At 36.8% G+C, this 21577-nt stretch carries 18 protein-coding genes; 15 read left to right on the plus strand and 3 right to left on the minus strand.

Annotated elements, in window-relative coordinates; all coding sequences use genetic code 11:
- Window positions 1-28: 28 nt before the first annotated feature.
- The 10 genes from nrdR (at window position 29) to IGJ03_RS03100 (ending at window position 11779) form a co-directional block, all read left to right on the plus strand.
- On the plus strand, window positions 29-511 hold the full coding sequence (gene nrdR / locus IGJ03_RS03055) for a transcriptional regulator NrdR (protein WP_002381296.1): 483 nt from the start codon (window positions 29-31) through the stop codon (window positions 509-511).
- Between the two features lie 15 nt (window positions 512-526).
- Window positions 527-1936: a replication initiation and membrane attachment family protein gene (locus tag IGJ03_RS03060; RefSeq protein WP_375804802.1), complete on the plus strand. Its 1410-nt coding sequence runs from the start codon at window positions 527-529 to the stop codon at window positions 1934-1936.
- Window positions 1936-2865: a primosomal protein DnaI gene (gene dnaI / locus IGJ03_RS03065; protein WP_375804821.1), complete on the plus strand. Its 930-nt coding sequence runs from the start codon at window positions 1936-1938 to the stop codon at window positions 2863-2865. Before IGJ03_RS03060 ends, dnaI begins: the two co-directional genes overlap by 1 nt.
- A gap of 81 nt (window positions 2866-2946) precedes the next feature.
- The gene (locus IGJ03_RS03070; protein WP_002385036.1) at window positions 2947-4155 is read left to right on the plus strand and encodes a hypothetical protein; all 1209 of its coding nucleotides are present in this window, start codon (window positions 2947-2949) and stop codon (window positions 4153-4155) included.
- Window positions 4156-4168: 13 nt separating this feature from the next.
- A complete protein-coding gene (gene wsfD / locus IGJ03_RS03075) occupies window positions 4169-5689 on the plus strand; it encodes a glycan biosynthesis hexose transferase WsfD (RefSeq protein ID WP_010712080.1) in 1521 nt (506 codons plus the stop codon).
- The gene (locus IGJ03_RS03080; RefSeq protein WP_438711070.1) at window positions 5679-7262 is read left to right on the plus strand and encodes a hypothetical protein; all 1584 of its coding nucleotides are present in this window, start codon (window positions 5679-5681) and stop codon (window positions 7260-7262) included. The genes wsfD and IGJ03_RS03080 overlap by 11 nt, the downstream gene beginning before the upstream one ends.
- Window positions 7259-8521 carry a glycosyltransferase gene (locus IGJ03_RS03085; RefSeq protein WP_002355764.1) on the plus strand — a complete coding sequence of 421 codons (1263 nt, stop codon included), beginning with the start codon at window positions 7259-7261 and terminating at the stop codon, window positions 8519-8521. Before IGJ03_RS03080 ends, IGJ03_RS03085 begins: the two co-directional genes overlap by 4 nt.
- A gap of 14 nt (window positions 8522-8535) precedes the next feature.
- Window positions 8536-10602, plus strand: a complete 2067-nt coding sequence (locus IGJ03_RS03090) for a cellulose biosynthesis cyclic di-GMP-binding regulatory protein BcsB (RefSeq protein WP_002396451.1) — start codon at window positions 8536-8538, stop codon at window positions 10600-10602.
- Entirely contained in the window at window positions 10592-11452 is an 861-nt protein-coding gene (locus tag IGJ03_RS03095) for a hypothetical protein (protein ID WP_025187183.1), read from the plus strand. The genes IGJ03_RS03090 and IGJ03_RS03095 overlap by 11 nt, the downstream gene beginning before the upstream one ends.
- A gap of 15 nt (window positions 11453-11467) precedes the next feature.
- The gene (locus tag IGJ03_RS03100; RefSeq protein WP_375804803.1) at window positions 11468-11779 is read left to right on the plus strand and encodes a hypothetical protein; all 312 of its coding nucleotides are present in this window, start codon (window positions 11468-11470) and stop codon (window positions 11777-11779) included.
- Between the two features lie 47 nt (window positions 11780-11826).
- On the opposite strand, the gene IGJ03_RS03105 is transcribed toward IGJ03_RS03100, so the two are convergent.
- Genes IGJ03_RS03105 through IGJ03_RS03115 form a run of 3 tightly spaced genes read right to left on the minus strand, consistent with a single transcriptional unit; the run spans window position 11827 to window position 15175 of the window.
- The gene (locus tag IGJ03_RS03105) at window positions 11827-12981 is read right to left on the minus strand and encodes a pyridoxal phosphate-dependent aminotransferase (protein WP_375804804.1); all 1155 of its coding nucleotides are present in this window, start codon (window positions 12979-12981) and stop codon (window positions 11827-11829) included.
- A gap of 15 nt (window positions 12982-12996) precedes the next feature.
- Entirely contained in the window at window positions 12997-13719 is a 723-nt protein-coding gene (locus IGJ03_RS03110; protein WP_002355769.1) for an amino acid ABC transporter ATP-binding protein, read from the minus strand.
- Window positions 13712-15175, minus strand: a complete 1464-nt coding sequence (locus IGJ03_RS03115; protein ID WP_002355770.1) for an ABC transporter substrate-binding protein/permease — start codon at window positions 15173-15175, stop codon at window positions 13712-13714. Before IGJ03_RS03115 ends, IGJ03_RS03110 begins: the two co-directional genes overlap by 8 nt.
- A 170-nt stretch (window positions 15176-15345) precedes the next feature.
- Here IGJ03_RS03115 and IGJ03_RS03120 point away from each other — a divergent pair, with 170 nt between their 5' ends.
- The 5 genes from IGJ03_RS03120 (at window position 15346) to adhE (ending at window position 21536) form a co-directional block, all read left to right on the plus strand.
- Window positions 15346-16452 (plus strand): iron-containing alcohol dehydrogenase family protein, encoded by a 1107-nt coding sequence (locus IGJ03_RS03120; RefSeq protein WP_002358821.1) that lies wholly within the window; start codon window positions 15346-15348, stop codon window positions 16450-16452.
- A 158-nt stretch (window positions 16453-16610) separates the two neighbouring features.
- Window positions 16611-17756 (plus strand): tRNA guanosine(34) transglycosylase Tgt, encoded by a 1146-nt coding sequence (gene tgt, locus IGJ03_RS03125; protein ID WP_002355772.1) that lies wholly within the window; start codon window positions 16611-16613, stop codon window positions 17754-17756.
- 60 nt (window positions 17757-17816) lie between these two features.
- Window positions 17817-18215 (plus strand): preprotein translocase subunit YajC, encoded by a 399-nt coding sequence (gene yajC / locus IGJ03_RS03130; RefSeq protein WP_025189494.1) that lies wholly within the window; start codon window positions 17817-17819, stop codon window positions 18213-18215.
- A 261-nt stretch (window positions 18216-18476) separates the two neighbouring features.
- The gene (locus IGJ03_RS03135; RefSeq protein WP_002355774.1) at window positions 18477-18782 is read left to right on the plus strand and encodes a post-transcriptional regulator; all 306 of its coding nucleotides are present in this window, start codon (window positions 18477-18479) and stop codon (window positions 18780-18782) included.
- Between the two features lie 156 nt (window positions 18783-18938).
- Window positions 18939-21536 carry a bifunctional acetaldehyde-CoA/alcohol dehydrogenase gene (gene adhE / locus IGJ03_RS03140; protein ID WP_375804805.1) on the plus strand — a complete coding sequence of 866 codons (2598 nt, stop codon included), beginning with the start codon at window positions 18939-18941 and terminating at the stop codon, window positions 21534-21536.
- Window positions 21537-21577 lie beyond the last annotated feature (41 nt).

Here is a 21577-nt window from a genome sequence, read left to right on the forward strand (position 1 = left end):
ATTATACAGAATAGAAGAGGTGAACGTTATGCGTTGTCCAAGATGTCATCATAATAATTCCCGTGTTATTGATAGCCGTCAAGCAGATGATGGACGTGCAATTCGCCGTCGTCGTGAATGTGAAAATTGCAGTTATCGGTTCACTACATTTGAAAGAATTGAAGCGGCGCCATTACTTGTAATCAAGAAAAATGGGGATCGTGAAGAATTTAATCGTGATAAAATTTTGCGTGGGCTCATTCGCTCTGCGGAAAAAAGACCCGTTGCTATGGAACAAATGGTTCAAATTGTCGATAATGTTGAAAATCGAGTGCGTAGTTTAGGGGAAAATGAAGTCTCTACAACGCTTATCGGTGAATATGTGATGGAAGATTTAGTCAATCTAGATGAAATTGCCTACATCCGCTTTGCCAGTGTTTATCGACAATTCAAAGATATGAGCGTGTTTTTGAAAGAGTTACAGGACATTGTCGACAAAGCAAAATCTTCTTCTCCTGACTCAGAAAATTAAAAAGGAGGTCTTTCTTTGAAAGGAAATCGGCAAAGAATCCAACCAAAAAATATTTTTCAAGCGGTTATTGATTCACCGCTTTCTGATCAAGAGAAAGAGGTTTTAACCTTTTTATATCAACCAATTGTCGGCGCCAATGCGTTTAGTTTATATTGGCTTTTGTTATCTGAAACAACAGACTCAGAGGAGAATGGCTCGCTGTTTCATGCAGATTTAATTAGTTTGCTGGACTTGAGTTGTCAACAATTAGAAGAAGCTTGCTACAAATTAGAAGGCATTGGGTTGCTAGAAACGTATAAAAAAACAGATCGGGAATTAGGTGATTGTTATTTATATTATTTAAAAGCACCTGAAACAGCCGCTCGTTTTTTTAAAGATGAAGTGTTAGCTTTAGTGTTATTTAATCGGGTTGGACAACGGAAATTTGATCAATTAGTGCAAAAGTTCCAACCGCATCCTACTAAAACAGAGGGCTATCAAAATGTTTCCGCTAGCTTTCAAGAGGTTTATGCCTTTAAAGAAGAACAAATTGTTTCCGAAGCGAACCGATTGACAACGATTCAAGAAACTTTTTCTCAAAAAGAAAAATCGAAGAAAATTTCTGTATCAACGGATTCTTTTGATTGGCACTATTTTGTGGAAGGTTTGCACCGTTTAGGCTTACAACTGCCTGAAGATGAGGCTAGTTTTCAAGAAGAAGTCTATGTTTTTCATCAATTATATGGCATCAATGAGTTAGATATGGTAGACTTTGCTTCGAAATCATTTGACTATTATACAAGTCGAATTTTGCCTAAGGAATTAGTGCGAACGATTCATCAAGCGTTTGATCCTGATAAAAAACCACAATCAACAAACGTAGTGACAAACAAGCAAGCACAATTGACGGTGGAAGAGCAACAAACGTATCGATATAACACATTAAAAATGAATGGTTTTTCTGAACTGGATATTCAAATGATTATGGATAGTGAAAAGAATCCGCCTATTCAATATTTAGAAGCTTTAAAAAATAGTCGAGGCGGCTATACGACACCACAAGAACGTTCATTAGTGAAATATTTGGTTGCCAAATCAGGCTTACCGACTAGTGTGATTAATATTTTGATTAACTATGTTTACAACATTCAACAACAACCGACTTTAAAAGCGGAGTATGTGAATCGAATTGCGAATGAATGGGGACAAAGTGGCATTCATTCACCAGAAAAAGCAATTGAACATGTCAGAGAATTGGCAAAACAAAGCCAAACCAAACAAAAACAGCGACAACAAAATTATTCAGGGAAACGCCAAACTGTTCGACAAGAGCGATTGCCAGAATGGGCAGATCAGCCAAACGATGAAACAAAACTTTCCCCAGAAGAACAAGCCGAGTTAGATCGACAAATTCAAGAATTTTTAAACCAAGGAGGTGACCAATGATGGAAGACGTAGGAAAAGAAATGTCAAAAATTATCCAGAAGCGTGACATCAATGAACGATATGAAGAGCTGGTTAACGAAGTATTGAAAGATCAAGATGTTCAAGTCTTTATACAAGCAAACCGAGAGCGTTTAACCGATGAAGATATTCGTAAAAGTTATGCTAAGCTGTATGAATTTGTTCAAGAAAAAAAGAAATTTCAAGTAAACGATCCGGCAATGATTGCTCCCGGCTATGAGCCAAGATTAATGTTGAATTTTCATTACATTGATGTAACGTATGTCCCAACGGCGGATTTAATCGCCCGTCAGAAGGAAGAAGAAATTCGCAATCGAGTAAGGGCAATGGACATGCCAAAAGATGTCCGAGAAGCAAATTTACGAGATTTCGATCCATCTTCTCAAGGTCGAGCCAAAGCGTTAGCAGAAGCAATGCAATTTTTAAGAGAATATCCTGCGACACCAAAAGAATTTCATAAAGGGCTCTATTTACAAGGCCCCTTCGGTGTAGGAAAATCTTTCTTATTAGGTGCGATGGCTAATGCTTTAGCAGAACGTGGATTTACTACGACAATTGTTCATTTTCCAACATTTACAGTAGAAATGAAGCAAGCCATTGGTCGCGATCAAGTTGGTGAAAAGCTCGATGCAGTAAAAAAATCCCCTATATTAATGATTGATGACATTGGTGCGGAATCCATGACTAGTTGGATTCGTGACGACGTTTTAAGCGTAATCTTGCAATACCGAATGCAAGAACAATTAGTTACTTTTTTCTCTTCCAATCTAGATTTAAAAGCTTTAGAAGAGCATTTAACCGTGACGCAACGAGGAGAACAAGAGCCGCTAAAAGCCAGACGAATTATGGAACGTGTGCGTTATCTGTCAAAAGAGATTACGATGACAGGAAATGATCGACGAAACGGTTAAAGCAATCCTTTTATTTTTATGGATTGCTTTTTTTCTTGCGTTTGAAGAGGTAGCGTAAGTTTCGCAAAAACAAGTACTTTTGTGTACACTGACAATAAAGAAGTGAGGAAAAGAGGCGTAACAATGAAGAGAAAACTTTGGATTTTTATTGGGGTATTCGTGGTGCTTCTAGGAGGATATTTTCTTTTGTTTAGAGAAAAATCCTATAAAGTAGAGGTGGAAAAAGTGAATCCAAAAATTCAACGCTTAATGTCGACAGACAAACAACATTTTTTAACAAAACATGAATTTCACACAAAAGAAACCGCTGAACGCAAAGATTTGTTGAAGTTTTTTATTGAAACCCGGCTCAAAACAGACGGCGGTTTTTTAACCAACTATTTACCAGATGCTGAACGCAAAGATGTCGCCACAGGACATGAGTTGCTAAGTGAGTCTTCGGGTCTATATTTGCGTAATTTAGCTTTTGATACGCAGGGACGTTTTGATAATTTTTACAAGCAGACGAAAGACACCTTTTACGACGGTGTCCAATTTAGTTACCGAATTGACGAGCAAGGCAATAAGTACAATGTCAATGCCTCGATTGATGATTTACGGATCATTCGTTCATTAATTGAAGCAGGGGGGCATTTTAAAACAGATCAGTACGATCAAGAAATTAAAAAATTAGGCAAGAGTTTTATGAAAACCTCTATGAAAGATAATATTCTAATTGATTTTTACGATAGTAAATCAAAACAACAGTCTTCAGAAACTTCTTTGTTTTATATTGACTTAATTACGCTGGGTTATCTATACAAAGAATTTGGGATTTCAGCAGACTACTTGCAGTATCATTACCAATTAATAGACGATGGCTATATTTCTGATGATTTACCTCTTTATCAAACGAAGTTTAATCATCAGACAAATAAATACGAAAACAACGGAACACTTAATATTATTGAATCTTTATTAACGATTGTCCATTTAAGTGAAGTGGGTATGGCGAAACAGACTAGTATTGATTTTGTACGAAAACAAGTTCAGCAAGGAACGCTTTTTAACTCGTATGATTTAAATGGATCACCTGTGGATAAAAATCAATCTGCAGCCAGTTATGCGATAGCGGCTTTAATTGGTGTTGCCGAAAATGACAAAGAGTTGTATCGTGCGGCAATCACAGTACTTAATAATTTTCAAATTATGGATTCAAGCAGTCCGATTTATGGAGGATTTGGTGATAAAGTTACGAAACAAGTCTATTCCTATAATAACTTAATGGCTCTTTTGGCCTATGATTTCTAGATGAGGTGAAAGCATGGAAAAGATCAAAAAACACATGAACTCGGCTTTTGAATGGTTGAGTCGTTATATTTCTCCAAGTCTTTTGGCCGTTTTAGGGATTGGGTTAGTGACAAGCATTTTGTTATTTGTTTATCCGATTAATGGCTTGGGAGATAATGGCGAGTATTTTCGTGTGTTAAATTCAAATAGTCTTTATCGTGTCAATGGTGATAGCTACGACAATGTGGCCTATTTTGTTAAGGACTTTTCAATTATGCGTTATTTTAATGAAACAACGACGCACTTTGTTTCCACTCAACAATTTTTCATCACCATTGCCATTTGGCTTAATAAACTTTTTTATAGTCAAACACTTTTCGATATTCGTTTCTTAGGTTTCGTTTATCTTAGTTGTTTTTTAGTGTCAATTTATATTCTGGTACGAGGCTTAACCGAAGGCGTATCTTTGAAAAAAAGTTATCTTATCTCCTTGTTGGTTATTTTCATCTTGGGGGATACCTCCTATACGATTTATTTTAATTCCTTTTATACAGAAGCGACGAGTTTTTTACTTTCTGTGAGTGTCTTAGCATTTTCAGTCTATTTTTATCGGGTGACGAAACCACGAACTTGGCTCAGAAGAATAGTTTTGGTTATCTTGGCACAAGCAGTAGTACTTTTAATAGGGACAACACGCCAAGAATATTTGCTGATTATTGGCGTAATTATTGCTGGATTAGGATTTTTTGTCTACTTGTCACAACGTTACCAACGATTGTCAATGACGGCCTTTTTAATTGCGTTGATTGGTTTTACAACGTTAGCAGCTTTTATCGTTCCTAACGATATCTATGAACGTGATGTCTACCACAGCATGACGCGCGGTGTAATGAAGGATAGTAAGGTTCCGGATAAACGGATGTCAGAGGGCGGAATCAACCCGCAATATGGGTTACAAAAGGGACGTTCCTACTTTGAAGAATACAGTCCTGTATCACCAACTTCTGAACAAATGAAAAAAGATTTTTTTGATAAAACGAGTTTTGGCTGGGTGTTATTGAATTATTTAAATTATCCATCTGAATTATGGCAAGGACTGAATTCAGCGGTCCCAAATGTTTACTTAGTAAAGCCTAATAATGTGGGGAATTTTGAGAAAACGACGGGGCGTGCACCGCTGGAACAATCTAAATTTTTTATGGTGTATAACCGTATTAAAGCCAGTTTTTTCCCTAAAAACTTTGCTTTCTATCTATTATTAGGTGTGATTCTGTTTGGTTTATATGGCGTTGGTTTATACAGAGGACTCAAGAGAAACGAACCCAGATTAGTTTTTCGCTTCTTTTTAATGACAGGAATTTATCTAAATTTATTAGTTGTTTTCATTTCAACAATTATTATTGATGGGGATAGTGACTTAGTACGTCATTTGTTTTTAGTCTCAGTATTTTTAGATTTTCTCTTGTTACAAATTGTTTCTGATGTTATTGGTAAACGAATGTGGCAAGATACAACACCACAAGTCATTGGGGAGGTAGAGGGAATTGAAAAATAAACAATATCTTATTGGCTGGGTGTGTTTCTTACTCTTTTTCGTTTTTTGTAGCTTTGCCAAACCGGCGCTGGCTGCACCAAGTAAACATGTCTTACTTGTCTATGACAGCTTGAATATTGCTGGGAAAAAAGAAAATGATGTGGATGCTTTACAACGAGTGTTGACGAGTTTTGGAGTAGAAGTTCAGAGTGTGGCGGTGTCAGACTATGTGCCTGGCGAATTGCTAAATGATGGCTATGACAGTTTGATTTCTATGGTGAATTGGCCTGAACAAGCCGGCGTTATTGCCTCTGATTTTCTAGCAGATCGAGTTCATTTTAAAGGTAAACAATTACACATTGGTCGAAACATGCGTGACGATGAAAAACAATATTTTAGCGGTACATGGAAAGAATTAAGTCATCGTCAATATCGGTTAGAAGATGAAAAAAACCGCTTTTCTCAAGTATTGCCTTTTCAAGATCAATCAGTTGTGCTGGAAAATACGCAAGGTCAGACAGTTGGTCGATTAAAAACACAAGAATTAGCACCAGAAGAATATCCATTTGGTGTAATTGAGAATGGGCATGCTTTTCTCCCAATGTTTGAACGCAAAGGCGCTGTTTTTTTAGAAAGCTTGGACGTAATTAGTCAATGGCTGGAAAGTGAAAAAATGTCACGGCCGTTTTTGACGATTTCTGATTTTAACCCGTTAAGAGATATGTCTGTGGCAACCTATTTGCAAGAAGAATTAGTTAAAACCACGTATCCTTATATTTTATCCAGTACGAGCGTTTCACAAAACAATACGATTTTACCTTATAAACTATTTACGAATGCGTTACGTGCGTTTGCTTCGACGGGGGTTATTTTCTTAGAAACACCGGTCGTTAACAATGTTGATTTAAATGACCAACGTGCCTTGAAACAATTGATGGAGCAGCAGATTAGTTTATTGGTCGACAGACATGTCTATCCAGTAGGCATTTCTGCTCCAGGATACTGGAATCAAGACCTTCAATACCAAGAGGATGGTCTAGCAATTAGTGATACAGTGATTCTAAGAGAAAATCCGCCGATTGAACGCGTTTTTTATCGGAACCAAACGGGAGAATCAATCACTTATAAGAATGCTTTGTTTGATTTACCGTATGATTATTTATCGGGGATTGAATGGACGGATAAAGATAATCCGAATGACTATCGATTTCCAATGCCGACCACCATTAGTTTTTCATTTCCAAATTCTAAAAAAGAAGTGGATCATCTAATTCAAGAAGTCAAGGAAGCACCAATAGTGTTTAGTGTTTCAGAAGCGGATCAACATTTCACTGTTCAAATACAAACGCAGAAAATCGAATTTCGGAATAATCGGTTCTTCTTAAACAATCAAATTGTCAATGGTTTGGCTGATACAGGGGCCTCAACAGTTGAAAAACAACGATTTACAGGGTTATTTTCATTCTTTTTTAGCATCACAAATAATATTTTAGTTGGCGTTGTTACACTGACTTTAATCATCCTGATTATTTTGTTTATGATTGGACGAAAGAATTATCGGTCGAAATATATTAATAAGGAGGAAGACAAATGACCATTGCTGACATTGTAATGTTAACAGCAACTATCATTATTTGGAGTCTACTAATTGTAAATATTCTCTTAGTTATTTTTGGCTATGTTTATTATTTAAAAACAGATCCTGTCGCACCACCACCTGTAGAGGACGAAGACGCGCCGTTTGTTTCAATTATGGTGCCGGCCCATAATGAAGGAATTGTCATTGTGCGGACAGTTGAAGCGTTATTGAATTTTAATTATCCGCAAGATCGCTATGAAATTATTGTGATTAATGACAACTCAAGTGATAATAGTGCTGAGCTTTTAGCGAACGTCCAAAAAAAGGCGGTTAATCGAAATTTGCAGATTATTAATACAGACAATATAACAGGTGGGAAAGGTAAGTCTAATGCCTTAAACATTGGTTTCAAGCAAGCCAAGGGGGACGTGATTGCCATTTATGATGCGGACAATACACCTGAACCGAATGCACTCCGTTATTTAGTTGGAGAGTTAATCGCTAGTGAGGAATACGGCGCAGTTATTGGTAAATTTAGAACGAGAAATCGCAATGCAAGCTTGTTGACACGCTTTATTAATATCGAAACACTGGCCTTTCAATGGATGGCACAAGCCGGTCGTTTTCAATTATTTAAGTTATGCACGATTCCTGGCACAAATTTCATTGTTCGTCGCAGTATTATTGAAGCCATTGGCGGCTGGGATGACAAAGCGTTAGCCGAAGATACAGAAATCAGTTTTCGCATCTATATGATGGGCTATAAAATTAAGTTTCAACCAAAAGCAGTGACGTGGGAGCAAGAGCCGCAAACTTTGTCAGTTTGGTTCCGACAACGGACGCGATGGGTCAAAGGCAATATTTATGTTATTGTTAAAAATGCTAAGTTATTGTTTAATCCTAAAGCAAGTCGGATCCGTTTTGATATTTTATATTTCTTGTCCATTTATTTTCTCTTAATGACATCGCTCGTTTTGTCAGACATCATGTTAGTTTTATCAATGTCTGGTTACTTAACAACGACCCTGCAAGGATTTAGCAATTCCTTGTGGTTGTTAGCGATTTTGTTATTTATTTTCAGTACTTTTGTCAGTATTACGACCGAAAAAGGCGAAATGACTTTAGAGAATATCTTAATTATTGCCTTGATGTATATTACATACAGTCAGATGTGGCTAGTAGTCGCCGCTTATGGCATGGTGATGTATATTAAAGAAAATGTTTTTCATAAACAAACACAAACAAAATGGTACAAAACTGAACGATTTAAATAAGGAGGAAACGTGCAATGAAACAAAAAACAGTCACTTTAATAGGGTTGTTCTTTCTGGCAATTCTGATTGGTGTCGCAAGTCCGACCGTATACGCCGAAAACAAAGAACAAGACAACCATACCTTTACACAACCTTTTCAAAATAAAACAATCTCTTTAACAGGTACTTCTGTCCGTAGCACCATGTATTTTACAAAAATTGATTATTGGAACGTTAAAAAAGCATCATTCAATATGACCTACCAAATCACACAATTAAAAAATAATCAGACCTCAGATTTAACTGTGGCAGTGAATGGTGTGAAGTTTTATTCTTGGCGTCCTGAAAATACGACTGGTATTCAACAAAAGACGATTGAAATCCCTTTGGAACTGATTAAAGAGACAAATACATTGACTGTTGAGGGCCAAATTATTAATCAGGCAGGAAACGACATGTATAATTTAATTGAAACTCCAGCAAATTGGTTAACGATGTATGAAGGATCTAACGTAAACTTCCAATACGATTTACAATTACCAGAGAATACGATTCATTCTTTTTATAATCATTTTGTGGGAGCAGACACGATTGCGAATAAACACAGTGTTATTTTGACACCAGAAAATGCATCGGAAAAAGAATTAGCTGCAGCGACCCATGCGTTAGCTGGTGCTGCTCGTTTGATTACTACCTCAGAAGAATTGTTGCCAATGGCTTCTTTGAACAAAGAACAGTCAGCACCCTATCAGTTGATTATTGCCAGCTATGATAAATTACCAGATCAGTATAAAAGTCAAATTGATAGCAAACGTGTGGAGGACCAGGCTGTCTTAAAATTTTTCAATCAATCAGATAAGCATGTTTTAGTAGCTACTTCTAAAGATGAGGACTTACTTGTTCGTGCAGGACGTTATTTAGCCAATTATGAATTAATGACCCAAACAGATAAAGAAGAGACAACAGTTGATGAGAATACCGATACGTTTAGTTCAACTTTAGAATTTGATGGAAATTATCCATTAACCTCAACGGGGGACAAGCTAGAAGGGGCCTATCACCAAGAACAAACGTACTTTGTCAATTTACCAGTGGATCGAAACAATGCCAATGGCAGTCGCGTGCATTTACATTTTAAATATGCTGAAAACTTAGATTTTGATTCTTCTTTAGTGACGGTCTATGCCAATGATAAACCAATTGGCAGCAAGAAATTAACCGCTGCTCGTGCAAACGGTGATGAATTAAATCTCGAATTTCCAAAGAACTTAGAAATTGCTGATAGTTTTGTTTTAAAAGTTGCTTTTGATTTGAATGTTAAATCACCAGAAGTTTTACGAAATGGTCAGACTCCATGGGCCTTTATTGAAAATAATTCGAATGCGTTTATTCAAACAGAAGAACTGAATGACATATTATTTAACAACTATCCGAACATTTTTATCAGAAGCCGTTCTTTTGCTGATTTAGCGATTTTATTACCAGAAAAAATGGACGACAACTATTTTAAAGTGTTGACCAATTTATTTAACTTAATTGGTAATTATGCCGAAAGTAATGTCGGTGAGATTACGTATTATAAAAAAGCGCCTAAAAATGCGGCATTAGAAAATCATAACTTGATTATTTTTGGTACGCCTAAGGATAATCCGATGATTCGTAAGTTAAACGATCAGTTATATTTCCATTATGATAAGGACTTCACACGTTTTGTTTCAAACGAGAAACTGAGTATCGAAAAAGATTATGGTAAACAAATCGGTACGGCGCAGCTAATGTTTTCTCCATATAATGCGAAAGCCGCGGCGTTAATCTTAACGGGAGCTAAATCACAAGGTGTCTTTTTAGCCTCTACACAAGTGAATACAGAGAAGAATACTTCTATGTACAAAGGAGATGCCATTGTGGTCGATCCGAACTATCGTCGCTATGATTATCGTTTCAAAAAACGTGTAAGCAACGTTAGCAACGAATCATTAGGTAAACGAATTGTCAATAATCATAAATTAATGATTTATCTATTTGTCTTCTTAATTGGTATGACCATTATTGGATTAAGTGCGTTCTTCATCGTGAAGAAGAATTTGAAAGGTGGGGAATAGAGTGAATCAAAAACGAGTGACCTTACTTTTGGATGTAACTTTGTTGGTAGGAATTGTTTTGGTTGTCGGCACAACCATCTTTATGGCCTTAGGAACGAACGATTTCTTTGTTGACTTAAGCTGTCTATTAATTTCAGTTATCTTAATTATTGTCACCTATTTTGTAGGAATTACAGCGGGGTTAACATTTTCGCTTATATTTATTTTTCTACAATTGACTTATGTTGTATATCAGTATGTCTATCATGATTTGTTTAGCTATGGCTCATTATTTTGGCTAATCATGCCGCCACTCTACTGTTTAACAATCTATGCAGTGACTTATCAAATTCGTATGATTCAAGAAGAAAATATTCGTTTACGTAAAGAAACTTCTCAGTTAAATGCGTTAGATGCAGTAACTAATTTAAGAACAGCAAAAATGTACGAAGAAGGATTTGATTTATTTTCTGATATTTCTACACGTTATGAAGCGCCGTTATATTTAGTTGTGATTCGAGTGGCCTATTGGGAAAGTATTCGTAATTTATTAAGTCCTGAACAAAAGAATGAATTGCTACAAATCGTGACAGCGGCGATTAAAGAGACAACGGATGATCGCTTCTTACCATACTTTATCGACGGCACACCGCCGACTTGGGCGTTATTAATTTTCCGCGATGGGGATGACGGATACACTACTAGAAAAGAATTCAAACAACAAGCTCAAGAGAAATTTGCCCATTCTGAAACCTTAAGGAATATTACTTTGACATTACAAGTTTCCTATACCAAATATGATCCTGCCGAATTTAACAACGCTTCAGAATTTTTAGGGGATGGAATTAATTCTCTTCAATATGATGTTTAAAAAGGAGGCAAACAAATGACTGAAAAAATTGCTGTTTTTACAGGGAAATTAGCAGATGCTGGTGTGTTAAATGAGACGCAGCCATTGTCAATGCGATTACATTTAGAAAATATCCAAGCAGAAAGTGATCCAGAATCCATTGTGCCCTTATTTTCTCATGGGGTAATTTTAAACATACTTGTTGAACAGTTAGAGGAAAGTATCCCACTGTCTCACTTGAAAAAAGGGACCAAAGTCCGTTTCACAGTCGTGGGCTTGCCGCCGATGACTATGTCAATTCCACCGCATGTTGGTGGGCAAGCGATTGAATTGATAGAAGAAATCTAAAAAGCTTCTGCATTAGCTATGATTATTAGCTAATGCAGAAGCTTTTTTTATTCAAAGGTCATTCTTTCAATTCGATCGAACGCTTCCTTTAATAAATCTAAATTTTGTGTTGCGGCTAAACGAATGTACTCATCGCCCGTTGTTTCACCAAATGCTTTTCCAGGAATCACTAATACCTGTGTCTCTTTTAAAAGCTTTTCCACAAAAGGGACGGAAGTTAGTCCGGTTTTTTGAATGTTAATGAAGGCGTAAATACTTCCTTTGACTGGATGAAGCGAAAGGAAAGGAATTTTTGCTACTCGTTGGGCCACATACTCTAAACGTGTTTGGAACACTTCAACGATTGGGTCTACAAATTCGTCAAAATGTTGTAACGCATAGATTCCTGCTTGCTGTGACAACGTAGGCGCAGAATACGTAACGCCTTCATTAATTAATTTGGCTACTTCGTTAATATAGTCTGGGGCAATCATATAACCAATACGCCAACCAGTCATTGCAAAGGCTTTTGAAAAGCTACCAAAAGTGATAGTATTTTCTGGAGCAAACGTAGCCATGGGAGTAAACGTTTCTTGGAAACAAAAGGCTTCATAAACTTCATCTGAAAGAATGTATAAGTTGTGTTCAATCGCTACCTGTGCAATTTCTCTGAAAGTTTCTTCAGAGAAAACAGCGCCTGTCGGGTTATTCGGTGAATTAAGAATAATCGCTTTGGTTTTAGGCGTGATTTTTTCTTTCAAAAGAGCTACATCAATTTGGAAACCATCTTTTTCATAGGTTGGTAAAAAGACCGGAACGCCATCTGCTAAAAGGACTTGGTCTTTATAAGGAGAGAAATAAGGTTCATGAATAATCACTTCATCTCCATGATTTAGAATCACTTGTAAGGCAAGGTACATTCCGTGCAGAGCGCCAACTGTGGCCCGGACTTGATTCGGTTGAAAAGATAATTGATAATGTGACTGATAAAACTGAATGACCGCCTCAATGAATGTCTCGCTACCATCAGAAGCGGTATATTTTGTATGCCCATTTTTGGCATCGTTAGCTGCTTGTTCGATAATCCGCTCATCGGTAATTAAGTCAGGGTCACCAATAGATAAATCGATTAAATTTGGGGTCTTTTTCGCCAATGTTGCAATATCCATGAGTAAATTTTCAGTAGGTTGTTGGTAACGTGTTGCGATATTCTTGCGATCCATACCAGGTGCTCCTTTTTATAAAACTTTTCTTAGAAAATCTTGTGTTCTTGGGTTTTGTGGCGCATCAAAAATTTCTTCAGGTGTGCCTTCTTCTTGAATAATTCCTGCATCCATAAAAATGACACGGTCCGCAACTTCTTTTGCGAAGCCCATTTCGTGGGTAACCACCACCATTGTCATCCCTTCAATAGCTAAATTTTTCATAACGGATAGCACTTCGCCCACCATTTCAGGGTCTAAGGCAGAAGTTGGTTCATCGAACAGCATCACGTCAGGGCGCATGGCTAAAGCACGAGCAATCGCTACCCGTTGTTGTTGCCCACCAGAAAGTTGAGCGGGATAATTTTCTTTTTTATCTGATAAACCAACTTGTTCCAGTAAAGAAAGAGCATGTTCTGTGGCTTCAGCAGCGGCTTCTTTTTTTACTTTAACAGGACTAATCGTTAAGTTTTCCAAGACATTTTTATGCGGGAAAAGATTGAAATTTTGGAATACCATTCCCATTTTTTGACGAAGTTGATCAATGTTGGTATTTTTATCTAATAAATTTTTTCCTTCAAATTCAACGCTGCCACCAGTTGGTGTTTCTAATAAGTTCAAGCAACGTAAAAAAGTACTTTTACCACTACCAGAAGGGCCAATAATTACGACAACTTCACCAGCTTCAATTTCTAAGTCAATTCCTTTAAGTACTTCATTTTTTCCGAATGTTTTCTGTAAGTTTTTAATGTTAATCACTAGTACTCATTCTCCTTTCAGCAACACCTAATAGACGTGAGATAGTAAAGGTTAGGACGAAATAAATTAACGATACAATTAAGTAAGGTAAGAAGGGTTTAAAACTTGCTCCTTGAACGTTGCCAGCTTGGAAAATTAGTTCCGAAACACCAATGACTGAAACAACGGAAGATTCTTTAATTACTGTAACAAATTCATTGCCTAACGCTGGTAAAATATTTTTAATAGCTTGTGGGAAAATGATGTATCGCATTGCTTGGTTTTGATTCATTCCCAAAGAACGAGCAGCTTCCAATTGTCCTTTATTAACTGCCTGAATACCAGCACGAATAATTTCTGCTACATATGCACCACTGTTTAAAGAAAGAGCAATACAACCAGCTGCTACTTTTGATAAGTCTAAACCAAGAACGCCTGTCCCGAAATAGACAATAAAAATTTGAACAAGCAAAGGAGTGCCACGAACATATTCAATATAAGCAATGGCAATGCCACGTAAAATTTTGGAATTGGCTAACTTCATTAAGGCAAGTAATGCCCCTAAAATGGCACCAAACAAAACACCAATGAAAGCTAGGAAAATGGTATAGCCTGCACCGTTAAGGTAGAACTTTCCATACTTTTGTAAAAAGCTTTGATCTTTTTGGAACATTAATTGATTGGCTTCTTTTTTATAACCGTCCATTAATTTTTGATCATTAATTTGTTTAATAGAGGCATTTACTTTCTCCGTCAAAACGGGCGCATCTTTAGGAAAAGCAACGGCAGTATCTTTTGAGCCTTTTTCAAAGGTAACATCAGCAAAAGCTAAATCCTCATTTTGAGAAACATAGGCTTCGCCAACCGGTTCTTCCATAACGACTGCATCTAATTTATTATTTTTTAGATTCATAATTAAATCTGGAATTTTTTGAAGAGAAGTAGGGACAGCACCGGTTAATTCGGTTTTAATTAATTCTTCTTGTGTCGTTTGCTTTTGGGCACCTGCACGAACGCCTTCGAAATCTTTAGTGGAATGAAATTTATCTTTGTCTTCTTTCCGAACAATGACTCTTTGTTGAACATTCATATATGGTTGAGAAAAAGCTACTTCTTTTAATCGTTCAGGCGTTGGCGACATGCCAGAGATGACCATGTCAATCTTGCCAGTTTTTAAGGCCCCTAACAGAGCATCAAAGCCTAGTTCTTCGATTTTTAATTTAACGCCTAAATCGTCGGCAATTTTTTGAGCAATAGAAATATCAAAACCAACAATTTTATCTTCACCATCTACTTTTGCATGAAATTCATAAGGGGCATAGTCTGCGGATAAGCCGACAACTAGTTCTCCCTTTTGGATGATTTTGTCATAGACTGGATCGTTTTCGGCTGCAAAAGTTTCTTTAATAGGTAATAATGAGAGCAACAAGAATAAAATTGGTAAAATCGTCTGTAGCCATTTTTTACATTTGGTCATTTGCGTAAACTCCTTTTTGTATTATTTTTATAAATATTCAAAAAAAGCGAATAAATGTATAAAAATTTATTGTGTTATGATGTGGTTTATCATATCATAGAATATGTAAAAGGAAAAGTAGTAGAGTTGAAAAAATACAACTTTTTCAAAAAAATTTTCAAAAGTCAAAAATGAAGGGGATTTTCAAGATGGAACAATCATTAATTGTGAGAGGGACACCACAAGAGTATCTTTGCGAAATTGGTTCGTGGGAATTATTAGAAGGACAACTATTATGCAGAAATATTCATCGTGTATTCATTTTACACGGGACTGAGTCATGGCAAGCGGCAAAACCGTATTTTCCGACGTTTCAAAAAGTAACAGCTGTTTTTGAAAACTATGGAGGTGTTTGTACAGATCAACGTGTGCAAGAGTTAGAAGCGCAAGTGCTGGACAATCATTTAGAGGCCATCGTCGCTGTTGGTGGAGGAAAAGTGGCCGATTTGGGCAAAGCCTTAGCACACAAAATGGCGTTACCGGTCATTATTTTACCCACTTTAGCAGCTACTTGTGCACCGTGCACGCCATTGAGCGTAATGTATCGAGAAGATGGAGCAATGGAACGGTATGACGTTTTTCCGCAAGCAAACGCTTTGGTGTTGGTAGAACCAAGAGTGTTATTGCATTCGCCTCGGTCCTTAATGGTGGCAGGTATTGGGGATACATTAGCTAAATGGTACGAAGCAGATGCGATTATTTCGCAGTTAGACGTCCAAGTGTTACCTATTCAAGTTTCTCATTTTGCCGCGGAAAAATGCCGCGATATTTTGTTAAATGAAAGTATCAATGCTTTAAAAGCGATGGAAGAGCAGCAATTAAATCAATCGTTTATTGATGTCATCGAAACGAATTTAATTATTGGTGGAATGGTGGGTGGCTTTGGCGATGATTATGGTCGGACAGCAGGTGCCCATTCCATTCATGATGCACTAACTTTGCTGCCAGCTAGCCATCGACAATTGCATGGAAACAAAGTGGCGTATGGTGTGTTTGTTCAATTAGCCATTGAAGAGAAATGGCAAGAAATCGCTGAATTGATTCCTTTCTATCACCAACTAGGTTTGCCTATTTCTTTAAAAGAAATGGAGATGGACTTAACTGAAGCCGAGTATCAAGAAGTAGCAGAACGTGCTTGTATAGAAGGCGAAACGATTCATTATATGAAACAAAAAATTACCCCTGAAATTGTGAAAACAGCGATGCAAGATTTAGAAAAATATACAGCGACAAAATAAGTGCCAAACAGCAACTAGCTCATTTGAATTATTTGAACTAGTTGCTGTTTTTTAAGGATCCTTTTTTGAAAAAAGAAACCTTGAGAAATCCTTGCAAATTCAATAAAAAAAAAGTATGATGATGGGAGGACAAATTATAGTAGAAAGTAGGGAAATGAATGACGGAACCAGCCATTCGTTATCGTTTAATCAAAAAAGATAAACACACAGGTGCGCGTTTAGGTGAATTAATTACTCCTCACGGCACATTTCCAACACCAATGTTTATGCCGGTAGGTACACTTGCGACAGTTAAAACAATGTCACCAGAAGAATTAAAAGAAATGGGTGCCGGTGTTATTTTAAGTAATACTTACCATTTATGGTTACGCCCAGGTGAAGATTTAGTCGAAGAAGCAGGCGGTTTACACAAATTTATGAACTGGGATCAACCTATTTTAACTGATTCAGGTGGCTTCCAAGTCTTTTCATTAAGTGATATGCGGAAAATCGAAGAAGAAGGTGTGCATTTTAGAAATCATTTAAATGGTTCAAAAATGTTCCTTTCTCCAGAAAAAGCGATCAATATTCAAAATAAATTAGGATCAGATATTATGATGAGCTTTGATGAATGTCCACCATTTGATGAAAGCTATGAGTATGTCAAACGTTCGATTGAACGGACTTCTCGTTGGGCTGAGCGTGGCTTAAAAGCCCATGCGAATCCTGATAGACAGGGATTATTCGGTATTGTTCAAGGTGCGGGATTTGAAGATTTACGTCGTCAAAGTGCCAAAGATTTAGTGAGTATGGATTTTCCTGGCTATTCGATTGGTGGCTTATCTGTTGGTGAGTCTAAGGAAGAAATGAACCGAGTCTTAGACTTTACGACACCGTTAATTCCTGAAAATAAACCACGTTACTTAATGGGTGTGGGTGCCCCTGATTCATTAATTGATGGAGTGATTCGTGGGATTGACATGTTTGATTGTGTGCTACCAACACGTATTGCGCGCAATGGTACTTGTATGACTTCACAAGGTCGCTTGGTTGTTAAAAATGCCCAATATGCAAGAGATTTTCGTCCGCTTGATGAAAAATGTGATTGTTATGTTTGTCGTAATTATACGCGGGCCTATATTCGTCATTTGATTAAATGTGATGAAACATTCGGAATCCGTTTAACATCGTATCATAATTTATACTTCTTGTTAGACTTAATGAAAAATGTCCGTCAAGCAATTATGGACGACAATTTATTAGAATTCCGACAAGCGTTTTTTGAAGAATATGGCTTTAATAAAGCGAATGCAAAAAGTTTCTAAAAATTAGAGGAAAAAACTAGTTCTTCAAGCATTTTTTTGATACAGTTAGTAGTGTGAATAATGCAGAGTGAGGTGAAACAAATGGGTGGCGGATTTACAATGATTTTTACATTAGTCCTTTTAGGAGGAATGATGTTTTTCATGACACGTTCTCAAAAGAAACAACAGCAAGAACGTCAAAAACAACTAAACGCAATGAAAATTGGCGATAGTGTTGTCACAATTGGTGGTTTACATGGTGTTTTAAGTGAAATCAACGAAAAAACAGTTTTAATCGATTGCGAAGGTATTGTCTTAGAATTTGACCGTGCAGCAATTCGAACTGTAACACCTGGAACTGCTGTTACAAATGATTCAGCAGTAACTAGTGTACCAGTCACAGAAGTTGAAGAGACAGTCACAGAAGAAGTAACTGAAGTTCCTGAAACATCAGATCCTTCAAAAGAAAAGAAAGACTAAACGATTCAACTGATTCATTTAATGGTTAAAGAGAGCGGAACAGGCTTTTCAAAGGCGAAACTGTGACCAGTAGTCACACGAGAAAGCCAATAAGAAGAGATAATTCCTATTCCGCTCGTGTCGTTTATCTTAAAATGTAGGACTAGGAAGGTAGGTCATTTTGACTTACGCCCTAAGTCCTTTTTAACTATTAAGTTTACAAAAAAGGTTCCTTTTTATAGTGTTGAAAGATAGTTAAAAAGTGAGCAATCTTTCGCTTGGTTGGAAGGAGAAGAGCCCATGACAAAGGAAAAATTAAGTTGGTTACAACAAAAAATGCTCAATAAAAGTATTAAAAAGAAGTGCCAAAATTTTCGTGAACTAGGTTATTCTTCCATCAACGAAGAAGATTTATTGACTTATTTACTCACCTATCGTTGGAAAAAACAAACCCATTTATCTGTCAAAGACTGTCGTAAAGACATTCAGAAGGTTAAGCCGAATGAATTTTTTGACTATCAACAATTATTGGCACAGACATCAAAAAATCCTTTAAGGGACTGGCATGATATTGAAGACTTATTCTAGAAAAAAGAATAGGTCTTTTTTTTTGAGATAAAAAAATTATAAATAGTTGTGAAAAATATCACAAAAACTATTTACAAGATTCGTTTTATGTTGTATGATGTGAATGTGAAATAGTTAACAAAGTTTTTTTAAAATGAAACTCTTAGGAGGATGAACATGGTTAAAACAGTAAAAAAAGAAAAGACAGAAACGGTTGATGTTTCATCAATGATTGATGAATTAGCAACAAAAGCGAATGTCGCTTTAAAAGCAATGGAAGATTTTACACAAGAACAAGTAGATCACATTGTCCATCAAATGGCGATGGCGGCGTTAGACCAACATATGCCTTTAGCAAAAATGGCTGTCGAAGAAACTGGCCGTGGAATCTATGAAGATAAAGCAATCAAAAATATGTATGCATCTGAATACATTTGGAATAATATTAAACATGATAAAACAGTGGGTGTAATTAACAAAGACGAACAAACCGGTTTAATGGAAATTGCTGAGCCAGTTGGCGTGGTATGTGGGGTCACACCAACAACGAACCCAACGTCAACAACTATTTTTAAATCACTAATTGCCTTAAAAACAAGAAATCCAATTGTTTTTGCTTTCCATCCTAGCGCACAAAAATGTTCGGCAGAAGCGGCACGTATTGTACGGGATGCGGCGATTGCAGCAGGTGCACCAGAAAATTGTATTCAATGGATTGAACAACCATCGATTGATGCAACATCTGCTTTGATGAATCATCCAGGGATTGCCATTGTTTTAGCAACTGGTGGCGCAGGCATGGTAAAATCTGCGTACTCAACAGGTAAACCAGCACTAGGCGTTGGTCCTGGGAACGTACCAGCTTATATTGAAAAAACGGCTAAAGTGAAACGTGCGGTTAATGATTTAATTGTTTCAAAATCATTTGATAATGGAATGATTTGTGCTTCTGAGCAAGCGGTCATTGTGGATAAAGAAATTTATGCTTCTGTCAAAGCTGAGTTTGAAGCACACAATGTTTACTTCGTGAAACCGAATGAATTACAAAAACTAGAAGATGCAGTGATGAATGAAGGCAAATACGCAGTAAATCCAGCGATTGTCGGTAACTCTGCAGAAAAAATTGCTGAATTAGCAGGAATTAGCGTACCAAAAGGCACAAAAATTTTAATCGCTGAATTAGAAGGTGCAGGTCCAGAATATCCATTATCAAGAGAAAAATTATCGCCAGTTTTAGCAATGATGAAATCAAACAATGCAGAGCATGCTTTTGAACTATGTGAAGCGATGTTAAACTTAGGTGGTTTAGGACATACAGCAGTAATTCATACAGAAGATGAAGAGTTACAAGTTGCTTTTGGTTTACGTATGAAAGCTTGTCGTATTTTAGTGAATACTCCATCAGCAGAAGGCGGTATCGGTAACATTTATAACGAAATGATTCCATCCTTAACACTTGGTTGTGGTTCATACGGGAAAAACTCTGTTTCTAAAAACGTATCAGCCATTAACTTAATTAATATTAAAACGGTAGCGAAACGGAGAAATAATATGCAATGGTTTAAATTACCTCCAAAAATTTTCTTTGAAAAAAATTCTTTACAATATCTACAAAAAATGGAAAATGTTGAACGTGTCATGTTAGTTTGTGACCCAGGTATGGTTCAATTTGGCTATGCAGATATCGTACGTAAAGAGCTACAAAAACGTAAAAATGATGTGAAAATCGAAGTATTTTCTGATGTTGAACCAAACCCATCAACAAATACTGTTTATGCAGGTACCAAAATGATGGTTGATTTCCAACCAGATACAGTGATTGCCTTGGGTGGCGGTTCTGCAATGGATGCGGCGAAAGGCATGTGGATGTTCTATGAACACCCAGATACAGAGTTCTTTGGTGCAAAACAAAAATTCTTAGATATCCGCAAACGGACATATAAAATTGCCAAACCAGAAAAAACACAATTTGTTTGTATCCCAACTACTTCAGGAACTGGTTCAGAAGTTACACCATTTGCCGTTATTACTGATAGTGAAACACACGTGAAATATCCGTTAGCAGACTATGCGTTAACACCAGATGTAGCGATTGTTGATCCACAGTTCGTAATGTCTGTGCCAGCTTCAGTCACTGCAGATACAGGTATGGATGTTTTAACACATGCTATTGAATCTTATGTTTCCGTGATGGCTTCAGATTACACACGTGGTTTAAGTTTACAAGCAATCAAGTTAGTTTTCGATCATTTAGAAAATTCAGTGAAACGTCCAGATATGGAATCTCGTGAAAAAATGCATAATGCATCAACCATGGCAGGGATGGCATTTGCCAATGCATTCTTAGGTATTTGTCACTCTATTGCTCATAAAATTGGTGGGGAATATGGCATTCCACATGGTCGTACAAATGCGATTTTATTACCACATATTATTCGTTACAATGCGAAAGATCCATCAAAACACGCAATGTTCCCTAAATATGATTACTTCCGCGCCGATACTGATTATGCAGACATTGCAAAATTCTTAGGCTTAAAAGGAAATACTACCGCAGAATTAGTAGAAGCTTTAGCAACAGCAGTAGCAGACTTAGGTAAATCAGTCGGAATTGACATGAACTTGAAAGCCCAAGGTGTCTCACAAGAAACATTAGACACAACAGTTGATCGTATGGCAGAACTTGCATATGAAGACCAATGTACAACTGCAAATCCGAAAGAACCATTAATTAGTGAACTAAAACAAATTATCTTAGATGCTTATGTAGGATAAAAGAACTCAAATAAAGAGACCAGAACATTAATGTTCTGGTC

The sequence above is a fragment of the Enterococcus sp. DIV1315a genome, assembly GCF_051712325.1.
GTDB lineage: Bacteria > Bacillota > Bacilli > Lactobacillales > Enterococcaceae > Enterococcus > Enterococcus faecalis.